The 19,602-nt window shown below is 63.9% G+C and carries 22 protein-coding genes; 17 read left to right on the top strand and 5 right to left on the bottom strand.

What is annotated here, in order from left to right; genetic code table 11:
- The first annotated feature begins 349 nt into the window (after positions 1-349).
- From ccsA to EHF33_RS10650, 9 genes are all read left to right on the top strand, one after another.
- Positions 350-1,108, top strand: coding sequence for a cytochrome c biogenesis protein CcsA (ccsA, locus tag EHF33_RS10690; protein WP_124871128.1), 759 nt, complete (start codon positions 350-352; stop codon positions 1,106-1,108).
- Positions 1,101-1,214, top strand: a complete 114-nt coding sequence (gene ccmD, locus EHF33_RS10685; RefSeq protein ID WP_124871125.1) for a heme exporter protein CcmD — start codon at positions 1,101-1,103, stop codon at positions 1,212-1,214. Before ccsA ends, ccmD begins: the two co-directional genes overlap by 8 nt.
- Positions 1,211-1,699: a cytochrome c maturation protein CcmE gene (gene ccmE, locus EHF33_RS10680; RefSeq protein ID WP_124871122.1), complete on the top strand. Its 489-nt coding sequence runs from the start codon at positions 1,211-1,213 to the stop codon at positions 1,697-1,699. Before ccmD ends, ccmE begins: the two co-directional genes overlap by 4 nt.
- Before the next feature lie 15 nt (positions 1,700-1,714).
- Positions 1,715-3,685, top strand: coding sequence for a heme lyase CcmF/NrfE family subunit (locus tag EHF33_RS10675; RefSeq protein WP_124871120.1), 1,971 nt, complete (start codon positions 1,715-1,717; stop codon positions 3,683-3,685).
- 158 nt (positions 3,686-3,843) lie between these two features.
- A complete protein-coding gene (locus EHF33_RS10670; protein WP_124871117.1) occupies positions 3,844-4,401 on the top strand; it encodes a TlpA disulfide reductase family protein in 558 nt (185 codons plus the stop codon).
- A complete protein-coding gene (locus tag EHF33_RS10665) occupies positions 4,401-4,904 on the top strand; it encodes a cytochrome c-type biogenesis protein (protein WP_124871115.1) in 504 nt (167 codons plus the stop codon). Before EHF33_RS10670 ends, EHF33_RS10665 begins: the two co-directional genes overlap by 1 nt.
- Positions 4,901-5,929: a c-type cytochrome gene (locus EHF33_RS10660; protein WP_241191140.1), complete on the top strand. Its 1,029-nt coding sequence runs from the start codon at positions 4,901-4,903 to the stop codon at positions 5,927-5,929. Before EHF33_RS10665 ends, EHF33_RS10660 begins: the two co-directional genes overlap by 4 nt.
- 25 nt (positions 5,930-5,954) lie before the next feature.
- The gene (locus EHF33_RS10655; protein WP_124871112.1) at positions 5,955-6,509 is read left to right on the top strand and encodes a QcrA and Rieske domain-containing protein; all 555 of its coding nucleotides are present in this window, start codon (positions 5,955-5,957) and stop codon (positions 6,507-6,509) included.
- Positions 6,510-6,557: 48 nt separating this feature from the next.
- Positions 6,558-7,049 (top strand): GNAT family N-acetyltransferase, encoded by a 492-nt coding sequence (locus tag EHF33_RS10650; protein WP_124871109.1) that lies wholly within the window; start codon positions 6,558-6,560, stop codon positions 7,047-7,049.
- A 27-nt stretch (positions 7,050-7,076) separates the two neighbouring features.
- Here EHF33_RS10650 and EHF33_RS10645 read toward each other — a convergent pair whose 3' ends face one another.
- Both EHF33_RS10645 and EHF33_RS10640 read right to left on the bottom strand, forming a co-directional pair.
- Positions 7,077-8,240 carry an LCP family protein gene (locus EHF33_RS10645; RefSeq protein ID WP_124871105.1) on the bottom strand — a complete coding sequence of 388 codons (1,164 nt, stop codon included), beginning with the start codon at positions 8,238-8,240 and terminating at the stop codon, positions 7,077-7,079.
- A gap of 54 nt (positions 8,241-8,294) precedes the next feature.
- Positions 8,295-9,056, bottom strand: a complete 762-nt coding sequence (locus EHF33_RS10640; RefSeq protein WP_124871102.1) for an ABC transporter substrate-binding protein — start codon at positions 9,054-9,056, stop codon at positions 8,295-8,297.
- A 33-nt stretch (positions 9,057-9,089) separates the two neighbouring features.
- Between EHF33_RS10640 and EHF33_RS10635 the strand changes: the two genes are divergently transcribed.
- A complete protein-coding gene (locus EHF33_RS10635) occupies positions 9,090-9,551 on the top strand; it encodes a TlpA disulfide reductase family protein (RefSeq protein ID WP_124871099.1) in 462 nt (153 codons plus the stop codon).
- A gap of 78 nt (positions 9,552-9,629) precedes the next feature.
- On the opposite strand, the gene EHF33_RS10630 is transcribed toward EHF33_RS10635, so the two are convergent.
- Positions 9,630-10,874 (bottom strand): M16 family metallopeptidase, encoded by a 1,245-nt coding sequence (locus tag EHF33_RS10630; protein WP_124871095.1) that lies wholly within the window; start codon positions 10,872-10,874, stop codon positions 9,630-9,632.
- The gene (locus EHF33_RS10625; protein ID WP_124871091.1) at positions 10,867-12,108 is read right to left on the bottom strand and encodes a M16 family metallopeptidase; all 1,242 of its coding nucleotides are present in this window, start codon (positions 12,106-12,108) and stop codon (positions 10,867-10,869) included. Before EHF33_RS10625 ends, EHF33_RS10630 begins: the two co-directional genes overlap by 8 nt.
- 134 nt (positions 12,109-12,242) lie before the next feature.
- Here EHF33_RS10625 and cax point away from each other — a divergent pair, with 134 nt between their 5' ends.
- From cax to EHF33_RS10590, 7 genes are all read left to right on the top strand, one after another.
- Positions 12,243-13,376: a calcium/proton exchanger gene (gene cax / locus EHF33_RS10620; RefSeq protein WP_124871087.1), complete on the top strand. Its 1,134-nt coding sequence runs from the start codon at positions 12,243-12,245 to the stop codon at positions 13,374-13,376.
- Between the two features lie 267 nt (positions 13,377-13,643).
- Positions 13,644-14,243 carry a hypothetical protein gene (locus EHF33_RS10615; RefSeq protein ID WP_124871084.1) on the top strand — a complete coding sequence of 200 codons (600 nt, stop codon included), beginning with the start codon at positions 13,644-13,646 and terminating at the stop codon, positions 14,241-14,243.
- The gene (locus EHF33_RS10610) at positions 14,240-14,809 is read left to right on the top strand and encodes a DUF2239 family protein (protein ID WP_124871081.1); all 570 of its coding nucleotides are present in this window, start codon (positions 14,240-14,242) and stop codon (positions 14,807-14,809) included. Before EHF33_RS10615 ends, EHF33_RS10610 begins: the two co-directional genes overlap by 4 nt.
- Positions 14,806-15,366 carry a 3'-5' exonuclease gene (locus EHF33_RS10605; protein WP_164473457.1) on the top strand — a complete coding sequence of 187 codons (561 nt, stop codon included), beginning with the start codon at positions 14,806-14,808 and terminating at the stop codon, positions 15,364-15,366. The genes EHF33_RS10610 and EHF33_RS10605 overlap by 4 nt, the downstream gene beginning before the upstream one ends.
- 27 nt (positions 15,367-15,393) lie before the next feature.
- Positions 15,394-15,879: a 2-C-methyl-D-erythritol 2,4-cyclodiphosphate synthase gene (gene ispF, locus EHF33_RS10600; RefSeq protein WP_124871078.1), complete on the top strand. Its 486-nt coding sequence runs from the start codon at positions 15,394-15,396 to the stop codon at positions 15,877-15,879.
- Complete coding sequence (locus EHF33_RS10595) at positions 15,876-16,349, top strand: tRNA (cytidine(34)-2'-O)-methyltransferase (RefSeq protein WP_124871075.1); 474 nt, start codon at positions 15,876-15,878, stop codon at positions 16,347-16,349. The genes ispF and EHF33_RS10595 overlap by 4 nt, the downstream gene beginning before the upstream one ends.
- A gap of 57 nt (positions 16,350-16,406) precedes the next feature.
- Positions 16,407-18,110: a S8 family peptidase gene (locus tag EHF33_RS10590; protein WP_124871072.1), complete on the top strand. Its 1,704-nt coding sequence runs from the start codon at positions 16,407-16,409 to the stop codon at positions 18,108-18,110.
- A 12-nt stretch (positions 18,111-18,122) separates the two neighbouring features.
- Here the strand turns inward: EHF33_RS10590 and EHF33_RS10585 are convergent, their stop codons facing one another.
- The gene (locus EHF33_RS10585) at positions 18,123-19,592 is read right to left on the bottom strand and encodes a glycoside hydrolase family 3 N-terminal domain-containing protein (RefSeq protein WP_124871069.1); all 1,470 of its coding nucleotides are present in this window, start codon (positions 19,590-19,592) and stop codon (positions 18,123-18,125) included.
- Positions 19,593-19,602 lie beyond the last annotated feature (10 nt).

The following is a 19,602-nucleotide window of genomic DNA, read 5'->3' as shown; positions in this document are numbered from 1 at the left end:
CACCGGCCAACCGGCTTTGGCGGATCTCTTTGGACGAACACCCCGCTCCGATGGCGAAACGGGGCCCGTTAAAAGCGCTGAAGACCTTATCTTGCCACGTCATTTCGCTCACAAACGTGAACTGGCCTCTATCATTTTCTGATTTCATTCTGATGAAAACCTTGAGGAAAAGGCAGCCCGTGGAGTGTCAAAGGAACACCAGCCGGGGGACACTCGCACTTGCCCGAGCGCCACCAAAACGTCATGCTTAAGCTCTCTTCAGGGCGAGCTTCTCCAAGCTGGAATTGCCCGCTCCCCTCGGCCTTTTTGCCGCCTTCTCTTACCTTCGCTCCGCCCGTTTGGAGACACAATGACCAGTGTGACCACGCTCAGTAAAACAGGCTCGAAAAAAGACCGTCTCACCCCCGTTCTCGGCGCAGTGACGGCCCTCAGTGTGCTGGCCGGCCTGTGGCTGAGTCTCACCGCACCCGCCGACGTCAATCAGGGCCTCCTCGTGCGGCTGATGTTCGTGCATGTGCCGACCGCATGGCTGAGTTACCTTGCGTATGGCGGCACCGGGTTGTTCGGGCTGCTGTACCTCATCACCCGCCAGCGCCGCTACGACCGCCTCGCCATGAGCAGCGGTGAAATCGGAGTGCTGTTTACAGTGGCGACCATCGTGGGCGGCATGCTGTGGGCCAAGCCGACCTGGGGCACCTACTGGGTGTGGGACGCCCGGCTGACCACCACCGCCCTCTCGCTGGTGGTGTACGGCGCTTACCTGCTGGTGCGCGGCCTGATCGACGACCCCGAGCGCCGCGCCCGCGTTTCGGCGGTGATCGGCGTGGTCGGCACGCTCTACATTCCGGTCAATTACATGGCGGTGGAGTGGTGGCGCGGGGTTCACCAGACCCAGACCCTCAAGCTGCTCGGCGGAATGCAGTGGGGCGCGGCTCCGGTGTACGGCATCGCCCTGACCGTCATGACGCTCGCCTTTACCTTGCTTTACGTTTACTTGCTGCGGGTGCGCGGCATTTTGGCGGCCAAGCAGGAGCGCCGCGAAGAGCGCGAATTTGAATTGCCGCCCCTGAATCAGCCGCTGAGCCAGAGCGAGGTGCGCCGTGGATAAGTATTCGGGCTACGTCCTCATTACTTACGTCGTTACGTTCGTGATTCTGATCGGCTATCTGGGCTGGGTCTGGTGGCGGCTGCGGCAAGAAGAGAGGGAACTGTGAGTGCGCCCTCGTCTCCTCAACTCCCTCAGGCCAGAAGGCGCAGGAAAAACCCGCTGCCGTATGTGCTGGCGGGCGTGGCCCTCGCTGGCTTACTGACTTACATCATCTTCGGCAACCTCGCCCAGAGCATCGAATACTTCGTGACGCCCACCGAGTACAAGGCCCAGGCCGCCAACTTGCAGGGCCACACCGTCAGAATCGGCGGCCTCGTCAGGGCCGTGAAGTATGACCGCAATTCGCTCGACCTGAATTTCAACGTCACCGACGGCAGCGCGACGTTTCCGGTGGTGTATCAGGGCGCGGTATCGGACTTGTTCAAGGAAAATCAGGGCGTGGTGGTGCGCGGCACCTTCAATGCCCAGAATGTCTTTCACGCCAACGAACTGATCGTCAAGCACAGCGAGGAATACCGCATCCCGCGTAGCCAGAGCGAACTCAAAGACATGCTGAAAAATGCCAAAGACGCCAACGCCGAAGGGCAGTAAGGAGCAGCAACGATCATGCTGAATCTGATTTCATTTCAGTCCAGTCCTCTGGCCGCGCTGGGCCAAGTCGCCATGCTGCTGGCCCTAGCCTTTACGTTGGCGGGGCTGTGGCTCTCGGTGCTGGGTGGCCTGCGAAGCGACCCGCGCAGCACCGAAGCGGCCCGCCGCAGCGTTTGGGCGGTGTTCGCCTTTGTCAGTTTGGCGATTCTGGCGCTGCTCTCGGCCCTGCTGCGCGACGACTTCTCGGTGCGTTACGTGGCCGAGCACTCGATGACCACCTCACCGACTTGGGTCAAGATCACCTCGCTGTGGGGAGCGCTGGAAGGCTCCATCTTGCTGTGGGCCTGGCTGCTGGCGGGCTACGCTTTCATTCTCAGCCTGACCCTGCGGCGCGACGCTCTGCGGCCCTGGGCACTGGGAGCGATGTTCGTTTCACTGCTGTTTTTCGTGGGCGTGGTGGCAGGAGTGGCCTCGCCGTTTACCCCGCTGGCACAGATTCCGTTGCAGGGGCAGGGGCCGAATCCGGCGCTGCAAAACCACTGGATGATGGCCGTTCACCCGGTCTTGCTGTATTTGGGCTTCGTGGGCCTGAGCGTGCCGTTTGCCTACGCGGTGGCCGCGCTCATTACTGGGCGACTCTCGGATCACTGGCTGAGCGTGACCCGCCGCTGGACGCTGATGGCCTGGGTCTTTTTGACCGCCGCGATTGTGGCGGGCGGTTGGTGGAGCTACGAAACATTGGGCTGGGGCGGCTACTGGGCCTGGGATCCGGTCGAGAATGCCAGCTTCATTCCCTGGCTGCTGACCACCGCTTTTTTGCACAGCATCCAGATTCAGGAAAAACGCAACTTGCTGCGCGGCTGGAACATCTGGCTCATCGTGCTGGCCTACACCTCCACCGTGCTGGGCACCTTCCTGAACCGCAGCGGCATCGTGCAGAGCGTCCACGCCTTCGCGGGCGGGCCAGTCGGCCCTGTGTTTCTGGGTTTTCTGGCATTGCTGCTGATCGGCGGCGTGGCCCTGACCGCCTGGCGCACCCCCAAGCTGCGCGACCTGGGTGAAGCGCCCGCACCGCTCAGCCGCGAAGCTGCGTTTCTGGCGGGCAACTGGCTGTTTTTGGTGTTCAGCGCCGTGGTGCTGCTCGGCACCCTGTTTCCGGTGATCGTGGAAGCCGTGACGGGCCGCAAGAGCAGCATCGGCGCACCGTTTTTCAATACCTTCAGCGTGCCGATTGGCCTCGGTTTGCTGCTGCTGATGGGCGTCGGGCCGCTGCTGCCCTGGCGTCGGGCTGACGGCGAGAGCCTGCTGATGGCCCTGCGGCTGCCGGTTGGAACGGGCGTGCTGGCGGCCATCATCGCCGCCGTGCTGGGCGTCCGGAGCGTGGCAGTACTGCTGACACTGGCCCTGTGCGCCTACAACGTCGCCGGACTCGCCACCCTGACCCTCCGGGCGGCCAGACAGCGCGGCAGCCTCACGGCCCTGCTCAGTGAGCAGCCACGCCGCTACGGAGCGTATACCGCTCACCTCGGTTTGGTGGTGCTGGCGCTGGGCTTGGCCTTTTCGGGAGCGTACAAACAGAGCGGCGAAACCACCCTCAACCTCGGCCAAGACAAACAGGTGCTGGGCGACACCCTGCGGCTCGAAAGCCTGCGCGAGGCCAAGTATGACTATGGCTCCAGCGCCATCACCCAAATTCGGGTCAATGGCCAGAGTTTTGCGCCGCGCATGAACGTCTATGCCCAAGACCCCGGCACCCCATTTCCCACTCCCGCCGTGCGCTACAGCGTGCTGGGCGACACCTACCTCGTGACCACCAACATCGACAAAAATGGCAAGTGGGCCAGCATCCGCCTCATCAAATCGCCGCTGGTGTCGTGGATTTGGGTCGGCACTTTGATTATCGTGCTGGGCGCGGGCGTCACCTTGCTATCTCCGGCGCGGCCCGCTGTGCGCAAGGTAACGGGCGGGGCAGTGGCGGCGGACTGAGGAGCGGGGAGAGATATTCGATTTGCTCACTCCACCCCCTAAGAAAGACAAGGACTCCGCTTTTTAGCGCCTCTCCCAGTGGCAGGAGCGGAGAGAAAAGTGAAGTGAGCGCCAGGGATTGCCCTTCCCACCACCACCTGCCACGTTTAAGGAGCTTCATGACCAAACTCAACTCCACTCCTCCCGCTTGGCGGCGCTTTGTCGCTCCGGGCATTGCCTTTGCGCTGGTGGCGGCGCTGGGCGTAGCGCTGCTGCGGCCCAAAGACGCTTCGAGCGGCGTGGGCGATCCGCTGCTGGGCAAGGCCGCGCCGACATTCGTCCTCAAAACGCTGGACGGCGGCACGGTGAGCTTGGAGCAGCTCAAAGGCAAGCCGCTGGTGCTCAATTTCTGGGCCTCGTGGTGCGTGCCGTGCCGCGACGAAGCGCCGCTCCTGCGCGAAGCCAGCGAAAAGCAGGGCGCGGCTGGCCTCAACGTGGTCGGCGTGCTGTTTCAAGACCCCGACAAAACGCGGATGCGTAAGTTCATTGCCGATTACGGCCTGGCCTACCCCAACTTGCTCGACAGCGACCTCAAAACGTCGATCAATTACGGCATCACTGGCGTGCCGGAAACTTTTTTTATCGGCACGGACGGGTTGATCAAGTCGGTTGACCGGGGCGGATTGACCCGTGAGCGGCTCTCGGCAGGCCTGCAAAGCATCGGAGTGACGTTCTAATGTCGGCCCTCAAGCGCCTGCTGACCGCTCTCCTGCTCGCTTCGTCTGCGCTGGCCGCTCCGCTGACCCCCGCGCAGCAAAGCCAAGTTTCGCGCGTCGGCAACAGCATTCGCTGCCCGATTTGCCGCGACGTGCTGCCGATCACCGAGAGCGGCAACGACATCAGCAAACAGATGCTCTCAGAAATCAGCGCCCAGACACAAGCCGGGCAGACGGACGCGCAGATTTACGACTATTTTCGCGAGCGCTACGGCCAGCGGGTGCTGCTCAGGCCGTCCAATGATTTTGCCGGAAAACTGCTGTGGCTTTTGCCGTCTCTGGCGCTGCTACTGGGCGGCGGGGCGTTGACGGGCTATTTGGTCGGTCAGCGGCGCGGCGCGGCTGCTCCCGTCAAAACGGCGGCTGACCCCGCCCTCAACGCCGACGAACCCGAAGACCCCTATTTGGCCGAAATCCGCGCCCAAGTCCAAGCTGGCCGTGAGCAGCAGCGGGGGGAGTCGTGAACGCTTTGCTGATCGTGCTGCTGGTCTTGCTGGGCTTGGCCGCGCTGCTGGCGGTGGTCTCGCCGCTGCGGGCCCGCAACGCCGCCGACCCCAACGCTGCCGAGCGCCTGCGTCTGGAAGGTGAGCGCGACGCTTTGACGGCTGAACTGATTGACCTGGAGGATGAAGCCCGCCGCCCAGATTTGGAAAACCGCGCCGCCCGCAGCCTGCGTGCCCTCGACGGCTTGCCGCCCGCGCCCAAATCCGGCAGCGTATTCGCGCCCGCCCTGATCGGCGTGGTGCTGGCCGCAGCGGTGGTGGGCGTGGGCGCACTCAGCTTTGTGCCGCAGTGGCAATTGGCCGCGCTCGACAGCGGCGAAGGAACAGCCATCAAAAGTGCCCTGAGCTTGCCGAGCTTGCAGGCGCAGGCGCAGCGCGGCCAAACCCAAGCCGCTTATCTGGCGTGGGGCGACGCGGCCTTTACCGCCGGCCAATACGACCAAGCCAGCGCCGCTTACGCCAGTGCGCTGCGGCTCGATCCCAAGCAGCCCAAAGCGCTGCGGCGGCTGGGCATCATGCTGCTGACCGGGCAAGGCCGCAGCGCTCCGGCCAACGAGCAGCAAGCCTCGCAAGCCTTTTTGCTGGTTCGCACCGCCGCCCAACTCGCGCCGAGCGACCCCGAAAGCCAGTTGCTGCTCGGCTACGCGTTCAACAATTTCGGCGAGTCCAAGCTGGCCCTCGCCGCGCTGGAGCGCTACCAGAGCTTAGATCCCGCCGGACGCGAAGCCGACGATTTGATCGCTACGTTGCGGGCCAGCACGGCCCAAACCGACCCGGCTTCACGAATCTACGCGGCCAACTGCGCCAGTTGCCACGGCGCGGGCGGGCGCGGCGGCCTCGGCCCCAACCTGCACGAGAGCCGCCTCAGCAGGGCCGAGCTGAAATCGGTCATTCAAAATGGCAAGGGAGCTATGCCGGCTTACCCCAACATCAAGGGCGCGGAGTTAGAAGCGCTGGTGAGCAAGTTGGAAGGCTGGCAGAAGTGAGCGGGGCTGAAGGGCAGGTTCGCTGATGCCCACCCGCCGTCAGCTTTTAGAAAAATGGTGGCTGCTGCCGGTCGGCGCGACGGTGGGCGTCTTCGGCTATATGGGCTACTACGCCAGCCGCATCACGTTTGGCAAAGAAAAGCCCAGTGCGCCTGACTTTGTGACGGGAACAGCCGTGCGCGTGGCGGCACTGACGGCGCTCAGCGGCGAGTGGGCACAGCAAGCATTTAGCTACGACAAGCGGCCCTGCATCCTGCTGCGCTTGCCCGCCGCCACGCTCGGCAGCTTGGAGGTGGACGGGCAGCACTACGCCGCCTTCAGCCGAATCTGTACCCATTTGGGCTGCACTGTCAACCTGGTCAAAGACCCCGAAGTGCTGGCCTTCAGCTTCAGTTACCGCCCGCCGGACAATATGCCCCGGCTCGGTTGCCCCTGCCATTTCAGCGTCTTCGATCCGCTGCGCTCGGGTGAAGCGGTGTTCGGCAAGGCCCGCGCTCCGCTGCCGCGTGTGCGGCTGGAACGGCGCGGCGCGGCGCTGTGGGCCACGGGGATCGAGGCCGCTCCGCCGCTGGGAACATAAGCGAGGTACGGGCAGAACTGAAGCGGCTGGTTTGCTCTAGACTTCAGCATGCTCAGTTGGACTGTCCGGCCCGCTCAACTGACTGAACTCCCGCTGTGCGCCGGCATTCTGGAAGCCGCCGCCCGCAACTTGCAAGCACGTGGCGAATCCCTCTGGCCGCACTCCGCCATGACGGTGGAGCGCTTGACAGCGCAGTATCCGCCTGCCAGCTTTCGCCTCGGCTGGTTGGGCGGCCAAGCGGCGGCCACGATGGTGCTGCTGGCCGCCGACCCCGACTTTTGGCCCGACGCTTTAGTGGGAGAAGCGCTTTACCTCCACAAGCTCGGCGTGCCGCCTGAGTTTCAGGGGCAAGGGTTGGCGCAGCTAATGCTGGAAGCGGCGGTTAGCGAAGCAAGAGCTGAGGGCTGCACCTTCTTGCGACTGGACACCACCTGGAACCGTCCCAAGCTGCGGGCCATTTACGAGCAATTCGGCTTTGAAGTGCGCGGGCGCAAAGTGGTGCATGGCTACGATGTGGCGCTGTACGAACTACGGGTTTGAAGCAGAGGCGGCGGTTCTTACCTTCCCTCAGTTCGGCACGGGCGTGTCGCTGCCCAGCAAAATCGTGAGATCCGCACCCGCTGCGCCGCCTGCCGCCTGTACCTGACCGTAACCCAGATCCGCCCTGAGGCCGCTGAGCGCCGCGCCCGCCGCACCTGCGATGAAGGTGGTCGGCGCTTGACCGCGCTGCAAATTCACGATCCAGACGTTGCTGTAACCCGCCGCCACCAATTTGTCTTGGAGGGCGCGGGCCGCGCCTGCTGGAGCGTCGATATTGGCAATCGCCACGCTGCGGCTTCTGGGGTCGCTGGGATCACTAAACGACTTGGAGATGAGGGCGCGAATCTCGCTGCGATTGGCCGTCCATGTTCCTGACGGGCCAAAATCGCCGGGTAAGGTGTGGGTGTTGATTTTGGGGCCGGAGAGCAGTGCCCCGAGCGTGTGCGAAATCACCTCACGGCTCAGGCCCGCTTTAGTGTTGCGGTCAAGCGCCCCAATCACGCTGGGCCAGCGCCAGACGTTGAGCGGACTCGTCAGCTTTTGGCTGAGCGACTGCAAATAAAGCTGCTGGCGGGTCACGCGGCCAATATCGCCCAGATTGTCGTGGCGAAAGCGCAAAAAGCCTTCGACCTGCGGGCCGCTGAGGTGCTGCATTCCCGGCTGCAAATCCACATGCAGCTTTCCGGCGTTGTCGTCGTACTGCATCCGCTCCGGCACATTCACATCAACGCCGCCGGAAGCGTTGGTCAGGTCGCGCAGGGCGTTGAGGCTGAGCAGGGCGTAACCGTCTACCGGCAGGCCAGTCAGGTTTTGCACCGCTTGAACCAGCACTTCGGGACCGCCGCGCCGGTTGGCGGCGTTGATTTTGCCGTAGCCCGCCTGACTGCCCCCAACAGAAGGAATGTTGACCCAGGTATCGCGGGGAATACTGAGCAGCTCCACCTCGCCGCTCGCCCGCAACTGCGCCAGCACGATGGTGTCGGTGAGGTAGGTATACGCTTCAGGCTTGGCCGGCCAGGGCCACACCGCCGAAGTCTCGTCGTATTCAGGAGTGACGCCCGCCAGCAGCAAGTTCACAGGGCGTACGGGGGCCGAAGGAACAGCGCCGTACTTGAGCAGTGCGGGCACAGCCGGAGAAATGAGGGCCACCAGACCCGCGAGAGCCAGCAGCAAAAAGACACGAAACCACATCGGTCGTCAATCTAGCAGCCTTACGGGTGAGGAATCCTCAGAGCGCGGCTCAAATCACTTTTGCACAATCCACTTGTCGAGCAGTTTTTGATATTCGCCGCTTTTTTTCATACGGGCCAAGGTTTTGTCGGCGGCGGCGGCGAGGTCGCTTCCTTTCTTGAACACAGCGCCGTAATCTTCGGCCACCAGCGCTTTGCCGGCTTGATCAAACTGGCCGGGCAAGCGCCGTTTAAGGTCGGTGACTGTGGGCGCGTCGCCGATCAGCGCTACGATTCGGCCCGCCTGCACGTCGGCGAGGCCCGCCGCGAAGTCGTCATAGACCTTGAGGTTGGCTCCCTTGGGCTTGAGGGTGTCGTTGGCCGCGAATTGGCCGGTGGTGGTGGCCTGCACCCCGATGTTGATGTTTTTGACGTCGGCGGGCCAAGCGAACTTACTCGGATTGCCCGCCTTGACGATAAAGACCTGGGCGCTACGGTAATACGGCGAACTGAAACTCACCACTTTGGCCCGCTCAGACGTGATGGTAATGGCGCTCATGGCCATGTCCACCCGCCCCGAGGTAACCGACTGCGGCATCAGTGCGCCGAAGCCCACCGCCTGAATCTGGAGTTTGACGCCCAAATCTTTGGCCACCGCTTTGGCAATGTCGATGTCAAAGCCCTGAATGCTGCCGTCTTCGCCTTTGAATTCAAACGGCTGAAAGGTGGGATCGGTGCCGAGCACCAGCACACCTTTTTTCTTGACTTCGGCCACACTGGTCGCCAGAGAAGTTGGAATGAGCAGCAGCGCCGACAACGCGAGCAGAGAACGTAACATGCTGAGCATGCTAGCGCGTGGAATACTGCTGCTGTGCGCTGGCCTGCTCCCACCGAATTTGTGCATCTGAACGCCGTGCCCGACCCTGCCGAGTGGACGCGGCCCGGACTGGTGCAGTTTTTTAGCTTGGAATGCCCAGCCTGCGTGTCGCGGGGCATTCCGTTTATGCGGCGTCTGCACGCCGAGTTTGGGGATTCGGTGAACTTGCTGGCAGTTCACACCAGCCGGGGCCACCGCTTTTATGCGCGTGAGCAAGTTGAGCCGCAGTTACTTAACTTTGCCCGTGACTACGCCAAGTTGCCGTTTCCCGTCGCGCTGGATTTGGACGGCTCGGTGGCCGAGTTCTGGCAGACCCAAGGCACGCCGCACTGGCTGGCCTTCGCGCCGGGCGGTGAACTGCTGCGGAGCGTGTACGGGAGTCAGGAAGGAGCGCAGACGCGGCTGGCGTATTTGCTGGGGGAGTGGGTTTCGCCTTCCGACCCAACAGAGGGGTAAACCACCAGTTTCAGCGCTGGATCGCCGCCAACCTGAAAGAAAGCGTCTTCCTCAGTGTAAATATCAAAGAGTAAGCCCCTAAACCAATTCCCCAACCGGCCCCAGCACCGCCACCCGCAATACATCAAATGGTCTGCGCTCCAGCACGGCGCGGACTTGCTCTGGCGTCACGTCAGCGTAACGGCGCACGCTCTCCGAGGCGCTGATGAGTTCGCCGCGTGCCAGATAATCCATGCCGAGGCTAAACAAACGGCCCTGCGGCGTGCCACTTCTCAGCAGCGCCCCCACCGCGATTTTGCGGGCAGCTCGGCGCACTTCGAGGTCGGTGATGCCGCCGTTTTGCACTTCACCCAGCACGGCGCGGTAAGCGTCCAGAACTTCTTGGGTACGCGGCGGGTCGCAGGAAAAGCCGCCCACGAACATGCCCGCACCGTCGTACTCGGCGTGTGAGAGGTCAGCGCTGTCACACAGGCCGGTGTCCACCAAAGCCCAGTAGAGCCGACCGTTTTCGCCGCCGATGATCTCGGTCAGCACGTGGGCCGCTTCGCGCAGCGGGTCGGCGTTGCTGAGGCCCGGTGCGGCCAGCGCCACCTGAGCGCGGCTGAGCTCGGGGTCAGGCGTCACGCTCAGGCCGCTTTGGGGAACGTGGGGCGTGATTTGCCGCTCGAACGAATGGCGGGGCCACTCGGCACAGGCTTGCTCGGCGGCGTCCAGTACCGCCTGCTCGTCAAATTGGCCGCAGACCGCCAGCGTGATATTCGGCGCAGCGTAGCGCTCAGCAAAGTTGCGGCGCAGCACCTCAGGTGTCAAAGCGCTGACCGTTTGCGCCGTACCCAGCACCAAGTGGCCCAGCGGATGTTCACCCCAGTATTCGGCGTTCAGGATGTCCATGAGGCGCGAGTCGGGCTGATCGGCGTACATCTCAATTTCTTCCAAAATCACTCCGCGCTCGGTGCTGACTTCCTCAGGGCGCAGGGCCGGCGTCAGCAGCACACTGAGGGCGCTGAGCAGCTCGCCGGCTTGTTCGGGCAAGCTGGCCGCGTGATACACCGTGGCTTCCTCGCTGGTAAAGGCGTTGGCCTGCCCGCCCAGCGCGTCCAAGCGGGTATTGAGATCGAGGGCGCTGACGGATTCGGAGCCTTTGAACATCAGGTGTTCCAAAAAGTGCGACGCACCCAGCTCGGCGGGCCGCTCGTCTCTGGCTCCGGTGCCCACGAAGTAGCCCATTGCTAACGTTTGGGCGTCGGGATCGCGTTCTAGCAGCACGGTCAGGCCGCTGCTCAGCACGTGCTTGGTGGGCTTGAGGAGAGTGGTTTCAGACATGGGCTGCCTCCGCTTTGAGTGACAAAGGCACCGGGCCGAGCGACGCCAAACTGAGTTCGCCCAAGTCGTAACCAGACAGAAAAGTATTGACGCGCTCTAAAGTCAACTCGGCAATTTCAGTTCTCATTTCGCTGGCCTCGCGCACCCGCCCGAAAACGGCCAAGTCGCGGGCCATCCCGCCGCTGCGGGCGCGGATGCTCTCGGAGCCGAAAACCGTGCTGGCCATCAAAGCGTTTTTGGCGCGGTCAAACTCGGCCCCCTCCAGTCCGGCTTGCCAGCGGCGCAGTTCGCCGAGCATCACGCTCAGCGTTTCGGGAGCGCGTTGGGGAGTGCTGGCCGCGTAACCGCTGATGAGGCCCACCCCGCCCACCACCTGCGGGCCAGCATGGACACTGTAGGCCAGTCCCCGGTCTTCGCGCACCGCTTGAAACAGGCGGCTGGCGCTCCCGCCCGACAAAGCGGTGAGCGAGAGGTGCCAAGCCAACCAGTCCGGCGAGAGCGGCGAAATGCCGCGCCCGGTGAAGGTGAAGTGGGTCTGCTGGCTGTCGCCTTTGAGGTGCGAAGTGGTGCCCAGCATCGGCGTCAGCGGCACTGGCTCGGTGTCTGCTGTCTGCCAATCACCGAACAATTCGTCGGCCAGATCAAAGACTGCCTCGGCCTGCGTGTCGGCCACCACGCTGAGGATGCTGCCGCCCGCGCCGTAGCGCTGCCAAAAGGCGCGGGCAGTGTCGGGGGTGATTTGGCTGAGGCCCTGCACCGTTCCGCTGGTGGGGTGGGCATAGCCGCTTGTTCCGAAGACCATTCGCCGCGCTTCCAGGCCCAGCCGCTCGGCGGGATTGTCCTGCGAACTTTCCAAATCCTGACGGGCCAGATCGAGCAGCACCGGCAATTCGCCTGCGGGCAGGTGGGGGCGGCGCAGCAGATCGGCGTAGAGGCGCAGCGCTCCGGAGAGGTCTTCATTCAGGCCGCTGCCGGAAAAGTAGGTGGCCTCGGCGTCTATCCCGCCGCCGCGCCGCACGCCGAGGTCGTCTAGGGCATCTTGGAATTGCCGAGCGCTGAACGCACCCGCGCCTTTGTAGAGCCATTCTTCCACCAAGCCCGCTGTGCCTTCCTGCCCTGCGGGATCGTGGGCGCTGCCCAGCGGCAGGCGCAAATGGAAGGAAAAACCGGGGGTGGCGCGGCGCTCAAAGGCCACGGTCAGGCCGCTGGCGAGGGTTCGGGTTTGGGCAGGCATCAAGGGAGATTCTAGAGCAGGGAGGCGGCGGGGTGCGGGCTGAGGCTTACGCTTGGCGGTGCTAAAGAACAGCCCAACATTCAGCTTCCCCCCAAGCTCCCACGCGCCCCTGTCCATCCCCTATTGTCAGCGCTATGAATCTCTTGCTGGCCTTTATCCCGATCAGTCTGCTGCTGGAATACGTCTTTCATGCGCCGCCGCTGTGGGTATTCGGGGCGTCCACGGTGGCGATCATTCCGCTGGCCGACTGGCTCAGGAAGGCCACCGAACAGGTCGCCGCCCGCGCAGGACAGACCATCGGCGGGCTGCTCAACGTCACCTTTGGCAACCTCGCCGAGTTGATTATTGCCATTTTCGTGCTGCTGGCGGGCAACACCGCTGTGGTGAAAGCGCAGATCACCGGCAGCATCATCGGCAATGGGCTGCTGGGGCTGGGGCTGGCCATCTTGATCGGCAGCTTTGGCCGCAGCCGCCAGAAATTCAGCGGCGCGAACGCTGGGCAGCTCAATTCGATGCTGTTTTTGGTGGTGGTGGCCTTGCTGCTGCCCGCCCTGTTCGATTTGACCGAGCGGCTGCCTGCCTTTGAAGCCGGAAGCGCCGCCGCCCGCAACAACTTAGACGAATACCTGAGTTTGGGCGTGGCGGTGGTGCTGATTCTGGTCTACGGCCTGAACTTGGTCTATACGCTGGTGACGCACAAAGACGTGTTCGCGCTGGAAGAAGAGGAGCACCAAGGCACGCTCTGGCCGACCTGGAAGGCGGCAGCGGTGCTCCTGGGCGCAACGGCCATCATCGCGTTGGAATCCGAGATGCTCTCCGGTGCGCTGGACGCCAGCAGCGCAGCGCTGGGCCTCAGTCCATTTTTTCTGGGCATTATCGTGCTGGCGGTGGTGGGCAACTTTGCCGAGTACATCGCGGGCAGTTACTTTGCGCGGCAAGGCAAAATTGGGCTGGCCATCAATATCGCCATAGGCGCGACCATTCAAGTAGCCCTGTTTACTGCGCCGCTGCTGGTGATTATTTCGTACTTGATCGGCAAGCCGATGAATTTGGTGTTTTCCAGTCCACTGGAACTGGTGGCTATTGTGGCGGTGGCGCTGATCGTGACGACCGTAACCAAAGACGGCGAGGCGACCTGGTTTGAAGGCGTGATGCTGATCGCGGTGTATTTGCTGCTGGCACTGGCGTTTTACTTTGTGACACCCAGCGAGAAAGGAGCGCAATTGAACACCCCACCCGCTCAGGTGGTCTTTCTACAAACAGGGTGAGTTGTTGAGAATTGCGAACTTGCACCGCCCAAGAAGCACCGCGCCTGAGCCAACCCTTAGGCGGGGTGTCAAAGCTCAAGGGAAACATACATAAACTTACTCTGGCTAGCGACTCGAACAGCGTCTATGTCTGCGGAACGGCATGCGGCGGCCAAGTGGGCCGCGCCCTGCTGAAGCCGTTACGGGTCGGGCACACATTCGGCCGCTGGCTGGACTTGGTGTCCCTTCCGCTCACACTGGACAACGCGGGGCGTTCAGAATAAGGGCATGACCGCGCCCGATCTTCAAACCGGCCTGCCCGCGCCCAGCGCCACTGCCGAGGAACTCACCCGCCTTGCCCGCAGCGCCGCGCCCCCTCTGCGTGAAGCAGTAGCCCGCCATCCTAATACGCCCGCCGAAGTGCTGGGTAGCCTCGCCGCCGACTTTCCCGAAGCGGTGATTGCCAACCCCGCGCTGCCGCTGCTCCGGCTGGCCCAGATGCAGCACATCCAGCGCTGGACGGGCCGCAGCTTGGCCCGCCTCGCCGCTGTGGACGCCGCTCCCGAGTGGATTCAGGAACTGGCGATGCGTCACAGCGACCCGCAGGCGCAGTGGGCGGTGGCGGGCCGCGCCGCGCTGAGCGAAACCCGGCTGCGCCAACTCGCCGCCAGAGGCGAATGGCAACTGCGGGCGGCGGTGGCCCAGCACCCCGATTTGCCCGCCGAAGTGCTCGCCAGCCTCGCTGCCGACCCCGATTACGGCGTGCGGCTCTCGCTGGCGGCCCACCCCGCCCTGCCGCCGGAAGTCTTAAAGCTCTTGCAACAAGACCCGCACCCGCTGGTGCGCCGCCGCACCCAGATGGTCAATGCCAAAGTGAGGCCGCTGTGACGGACAACACCGCGAGCGAGCAGACTTATACCGCTTTTCTGGGCCACCAGCGCCTCATCACCGCGCCGCTGGTGGATGTTCTGGAGCAGGTTAAGAGGCATCTGGACGCGTCAGAACAGGCCCTGCCCATTTTGATTTTTGACGACCAGACCGGAGCGCAGGTGGATTTTAACTTTCAGGGAAGCGCCTCGCAGATGCTGGCAGCCGCCGCGCGTCCAGCACCCCAGCCGCAGGCCGCCGTGCAAGAAGTCAAGTTGCTGCCGCGCCACTGGGAGTGGTTGCAGGTCCAGCCCAGCGGAAAGTCGGCCACCCTGCGCCGCCTGGTGGACGCCGCCCGCAAAGCCGAAGCCGGAGCCGCCCGCGCCAGAGCGTCCCGCGACGCTGCCAGCCACTTTCTCACCGTGATGGCGGGCGATCAAGCGGGATTGGAAGACGTGCAACGCGCTCTCTACGCTGCCGACCGTGAGCGCTTTGAAACGCTGATCTTCGCTGCCGACTGGCCCGAAGGCATCAGCGCCCACGCGCTTTATTTGGCTGGTGCAGCTTTTGGGGAAGAAACACCGTGACTCCTTTTCCGCTGCGCCAGCCACTGATTTTTCTGGACACCGAAACCGGAGGCCGCGACCCCAAGCGCCACCCCCTATTGACTATCGGCTTGGTGACACTTGGCCTAGATGGTCAGATCAGCCGCCCGCTGCACCTGCTGGTCAAGCACGATCACTATGAGGTGGAAACGGGCGCGATGGAAGTCAACGGCATTGATCTGGAGGCCCACGATGCCGCCGCCCAGCCGCCTGAAGCGGTAGCCGCTGCCCTGCGCGAGTACGCCGCCGAAGTAGGACGGGTGATGCTCGGCGGGCACAACTTCAACTTCGACTTGGGCTTCTTGCGCCCGCTGCTGCCGGATTTACGCAAGGTCTTCAGAAGCGGCTACGTGGACACCAAACTTAGCGCCCAGTTTCTGATTCACGCCGGAGTGTTGCCGTATCAAATCGGCACGCCGCTCAGCCAACTCACCGAGCATTTCGGCATCGAGTACGCCGCCCACAACGCCCTGGAAGACGCTGCGGCGACGGCCAAGGTGTATGTGGAGTTGCTGAAGTTGGCAGGCAGCTCCAGCTAAAGAGTCAGGCCAGCTAAACTCCTGTCTATGTCAGCACAACCGCTCCCCTACCGAATCGGCTACGGAGAAGACGCCCACCGCCTCGCTGCTGGAAGGCCTCTGATTCTCGGCGGCGTCGAAATTACCGGTGCTGAGCGCGGCCCGGTGGCCCACAGCGACGGCGACGCGGCCCTGCACACCCTCTCCGACGCCCTACTCTCGGGCCTTGCGCTGGGCGACATAGGCCAGTATTTTCCCGATACTGACCCAAAGTGGGCGGGCCTCAACTCGGCAGACATCTTGCGGCGCTGCCTTGAGTTGGTGCGCGAACGCGGCTACGCGCCCGCCAACGCCGCCCTGGTCGTGACCTTGGACACCCCCAAACTCGGCAGCAAACGCGCTGAAATCGCTCAGCGAATCGCCGGGCTGCTGGGACTCGATTCCAGCGAGGTGGGCGTGAGTTTTAAGACTTCCGAAGGCCTCGCGCCCGACCATATTCAGGCCCGCGCCACCATCCTTTTGGTTCGGCTATGACTCAAAATCCCCAGCTTCCAATACCGCTTTGCCATGTGGTGCTGTACTCGCCCGAAAAAGCTGGCAATGTCGGCAACGTGGCCCGCACCTGCGCGGTGCTGGGGGCCGAGCTGCACCTGATCCGGCCCTACGGCTTCCACCTCCAAGACCGCGAGTTTGCCCGCGCCGTGATGGATTACCTGGAAGGCGTGACGCTGCACCAGCACGATTCTTGGACGGCCTTTCAAAATACCCTGAGCAGCGCGGCAAGGGTCTGGGCTTTTTCCACCCACGCCACTGACATTTACAGCGACGCCCAGTTTGTGCGGGGCGATTATTTGTTGTTCGGGCCAGAATCGCGCGGCTTGCCGGTGTGGCTGCGCGACGCCCTCCCCAAACTCAAATTGCCGCAGCCCGGTGGGGGCCGCAGCCTGAATTTGGCGGTGGCGGCGGGCGCGGCGGCCTTTGAAGTGCAGCGGCAAGTCGGCTGAGACGAACTCGACTTCAGCCCTCAAGCAAGATCAGTTTCAATCCGGCAAAATGGCGATATGAAACAGCTTCCCCGCGCTCTTGCCCTGCTGGGCTGTGGTCTGGTGCTCCTGAGTGCTTGCACGCCGCCCTCGCCGCCCGTCGACAGCGTGTACACCCTCAGCGGCAAGGTGTTTGCGCCGGGAGCTGGTGGCGTCACGCCGCTCAGCGTTCAAGGGATGCATTGGAATGCGCCGCACGTCGGCGGCCAAGTGCTGCTGAGCGCCCAAAATCTCAGCGCCCAAAACCTGAGTCCAGCCGCGCTCTCGGCGTTGTCAGGCGTGCGTACCCAGAGCTTGCCGAGCGCGGGCTTGACGGTGGCCTACACGCCCGCCGGACAGACGGACGCTGAATTCGCTGCCACACTGGCGGCTAATGGCCTCGCGGCGCAGCCCAACTACCGCTATCAAGCGCTGAGCGCACCCAACGACCCCGGCTATCCGATCAACGCGGGCATTCGCGTTGGTGGCGCACTCTACGATCAGGATTACCTGACCCGCATCAACGCCCAGAGCGGCTGGGACAAGCTCGAAGCCCTCGGCAAAACGCCCGTCGGCGCACTCACAGCGGTGCTGGATACCGGCGTGGACACCGCCCACGAAGACTTGGCGGGCCGCTTGCTGCCGGGCCGCGACTTTTGCGCCTCCCTTGTGACCGATTCGGACGGCAACACCAATTGCAGCGGCGAGGACAGCGATCCCAGCGACCTGACGCAGGGCAGCGAAGCCGGGCACGGCACTTCCAGCGCGGGCCTGATTGGAGCGGCCACCAACAACGGCAAAGGCATCGCGGCCCTGACTTGGAGCGGCAAAACCATCTTGCCAGTCAAGGTCTTTGGGGCCAGCGGCGCGAACTCAGGCGCAACGACAGCCAGCCTGACCGCCGGGGTCAAGTACGCCGTGGCGCAGGGAGCCAAAGTCATCAACATGAGCCTCGGTCTGGTGGGAGCCAGCACTGATCCGGCCCTTTCCAAAGCGGTTGCCGACGCTGCCGCTGCCGACGTGCTGCTCATTGCCGCTGCGGGCAATACGCCCAATCAGGGTCTGTACTACCCCGCCAGCGACCCCAACGTGATGGCCATCGGCGCACTCGCCAAAACCGACGCTCTGGCCTGCTACAGCGCCCGGCCCGCCGCAGGTCAGAAGGCGCTCGACTTGGTGGCTCCCGGCGGCAACGCGGGCAGCGGCACGGCCAACTGCTACCAGAGCAGCGAGTACGACATTTTGACGCTGGCCACCACCGCTCAGGGCCGCTACACCCTGCGGGCAGGCACCAGCGAAGCGGCCCCGCAAGTCAGCGGCGCGGCGGCGCTGCTCCGCGCCCTGCGGCCCGATTTAAGCGCCAACCAAGTGAAGGGCATCCTGACGGTGACGGCCAAGAAAGTGGCGGGCGGCTCACTGCTTGACGTGGGCGCGGCTGTTCAAGCGGCCTACACTTACGGCGGCGGCGGCGGTATCGTCGTTCCCCCCAAGCCGCCAGTCGTTCCTTTGGTGCCCTACAGCCTCCGGGTAGACGCCTTCCTCGGCGACGCGCTGGCAGGCACCGCGACCACGACCGGCAAGGACGCGCCGCCTATTCAGAGTGTGACTTACCGGATCAAGAATCTGGTGGCCGGGACTTACACGCTGAAGGCCACCTTGACCGTCGACAATGTCATCAGCAATGGTGAGGCCACCGTGACGATCAGCGGCGGCGACGCCGTTCGAAACATTCAGACCCGCTAAGCTCCAGTCGGCTCAGCCGCCCGCCAATGCTGCCACCAGTGCTTGCAAGTTGGCGGGCCGGAATCCGTGGGTGATGACGGCAGGCAACCCCAGCGCCGCCACGTGTTCGGGATTCCAGAGGGCCAGATGGAGAGCGGGGCGGTTTTGCAGTTCTGCGGCCAGTTGCCTCAGCACATTCGGTAAGGCCCAGCGCCCCGTCGTCGCCAGCAGCGCCGGAGCGTTCGGAAAGCGGGACAGTAAGCTGAGGGCAAAGTGCGAGTCTTCGTCGAGAAGGGCGACCCACAGGTGCGGAAAGACCGTTCGCAACGCCCCCGCCAGCGCTTCACCGCTCAGCGAGTCGCCGTAAGGGCCGCCCACTTCCGCCGTACTCGGCACCAGCAACAGCACCGGCTGACTGGGATCGAGGCGCGGCGGCGTGCCGACCCACTCCAGCGCTTGGCGCGCCCAATTCGCCACGCCGCTTTCGTCGGTGCGGCGCTGCTCGGCACCATAAGGGCGGGGCTGACCGGGAAAACGGAGCGCCGCCGCCGAAAGTCTGGATACCGCCTGCGCCACCCGCTCCTGTGAAAGCTCACCGCGTTCGAGTGCCCGCTCTATCGCCTCAGCGTGTTCGGTGTGGGTGACAAGGTCACCGTGACCGCAGTTGAGCACCGCGTCCGCTCCGGCGGCCAGGGCCAAAGGAGCCGCCTGCCCATTCGGGTGGTGGGCGGCAATCGCCTGCATATCACTGGCGTCAGTGACGATCACGCCGCCGTAGCCCCACTCTTCCCGCAGTAAACCGGTCAGCACCGGGCGCGACAGGGTGGCAGGCTCCAAAGCGTCCAGCGCCGGATAGACGATGTGGGCGGTCATGATGCTGCCCACGCCCGCCGCCACCGCCGCCTTGAAAGGCAGCCACTCGGTCTGCTCCAACTCGGAGCGCAACTTGTCTACAATCGGCAGACCCAGATGGCTGTCCACAGCGGTGTCGCCGTGACCAGGAAAGTGCTTGACGGCGCTCATGACGCCTGCGCTTTCGCTTCCCAGCGCCCAGGCCACACCCAGGCGGGCCACTTCGCTCGGGTCAGCGCCGAACGCCCGCTCGCCGATCACCGGATTGAGCGGGTTGATGTTGACGTCCAGGCTCGGCGCGTAATTCCAGTTGATGCCGAGTTCGAGCAGGCCGCGTGCGGCAATGGCCCCCGCTTCAAACGCCGCCGCCTCGCTGCCGATGACGCCCAAGGCTTGCGGCGTCGGCGGCATCGGCACGTCCAAGCGCCGCAGCACCGCTCCGCCTTCCTGGTCGGTGGCGATCAGCGCGTCGTGGCCCAGCGCCTGCCGAATATCGGCGATCAGCTGCGCGGTGCGCTGGAGCGACGAAAAGTTGCGGGTAAACAAGCACACGCCGCCGAAGCCGGAGCGCTCCAGAAAGCGGCCCTGCTCAGGGGTGAGATCGGGGCCGGGCAAATCGGTGATGAGGGTACGGGCCGAGAAGTGGGGCACAGTGGGGGTT

The sequence above is a fragment of the Deinococcus psychrotolerans genome, assembly GCF_003860465.1.
GTDB lineage: Bacteria > Deinococcota > Deinococci > Deinococcales > Deinococcaceae > Deinococcus > Deinococcus psychrotolerans.
The sequence above is the reverse complement of the archived record's forward strand: the minus strand, read 5'-3'. Positions and strand labels throughout refer to the sequence as shown.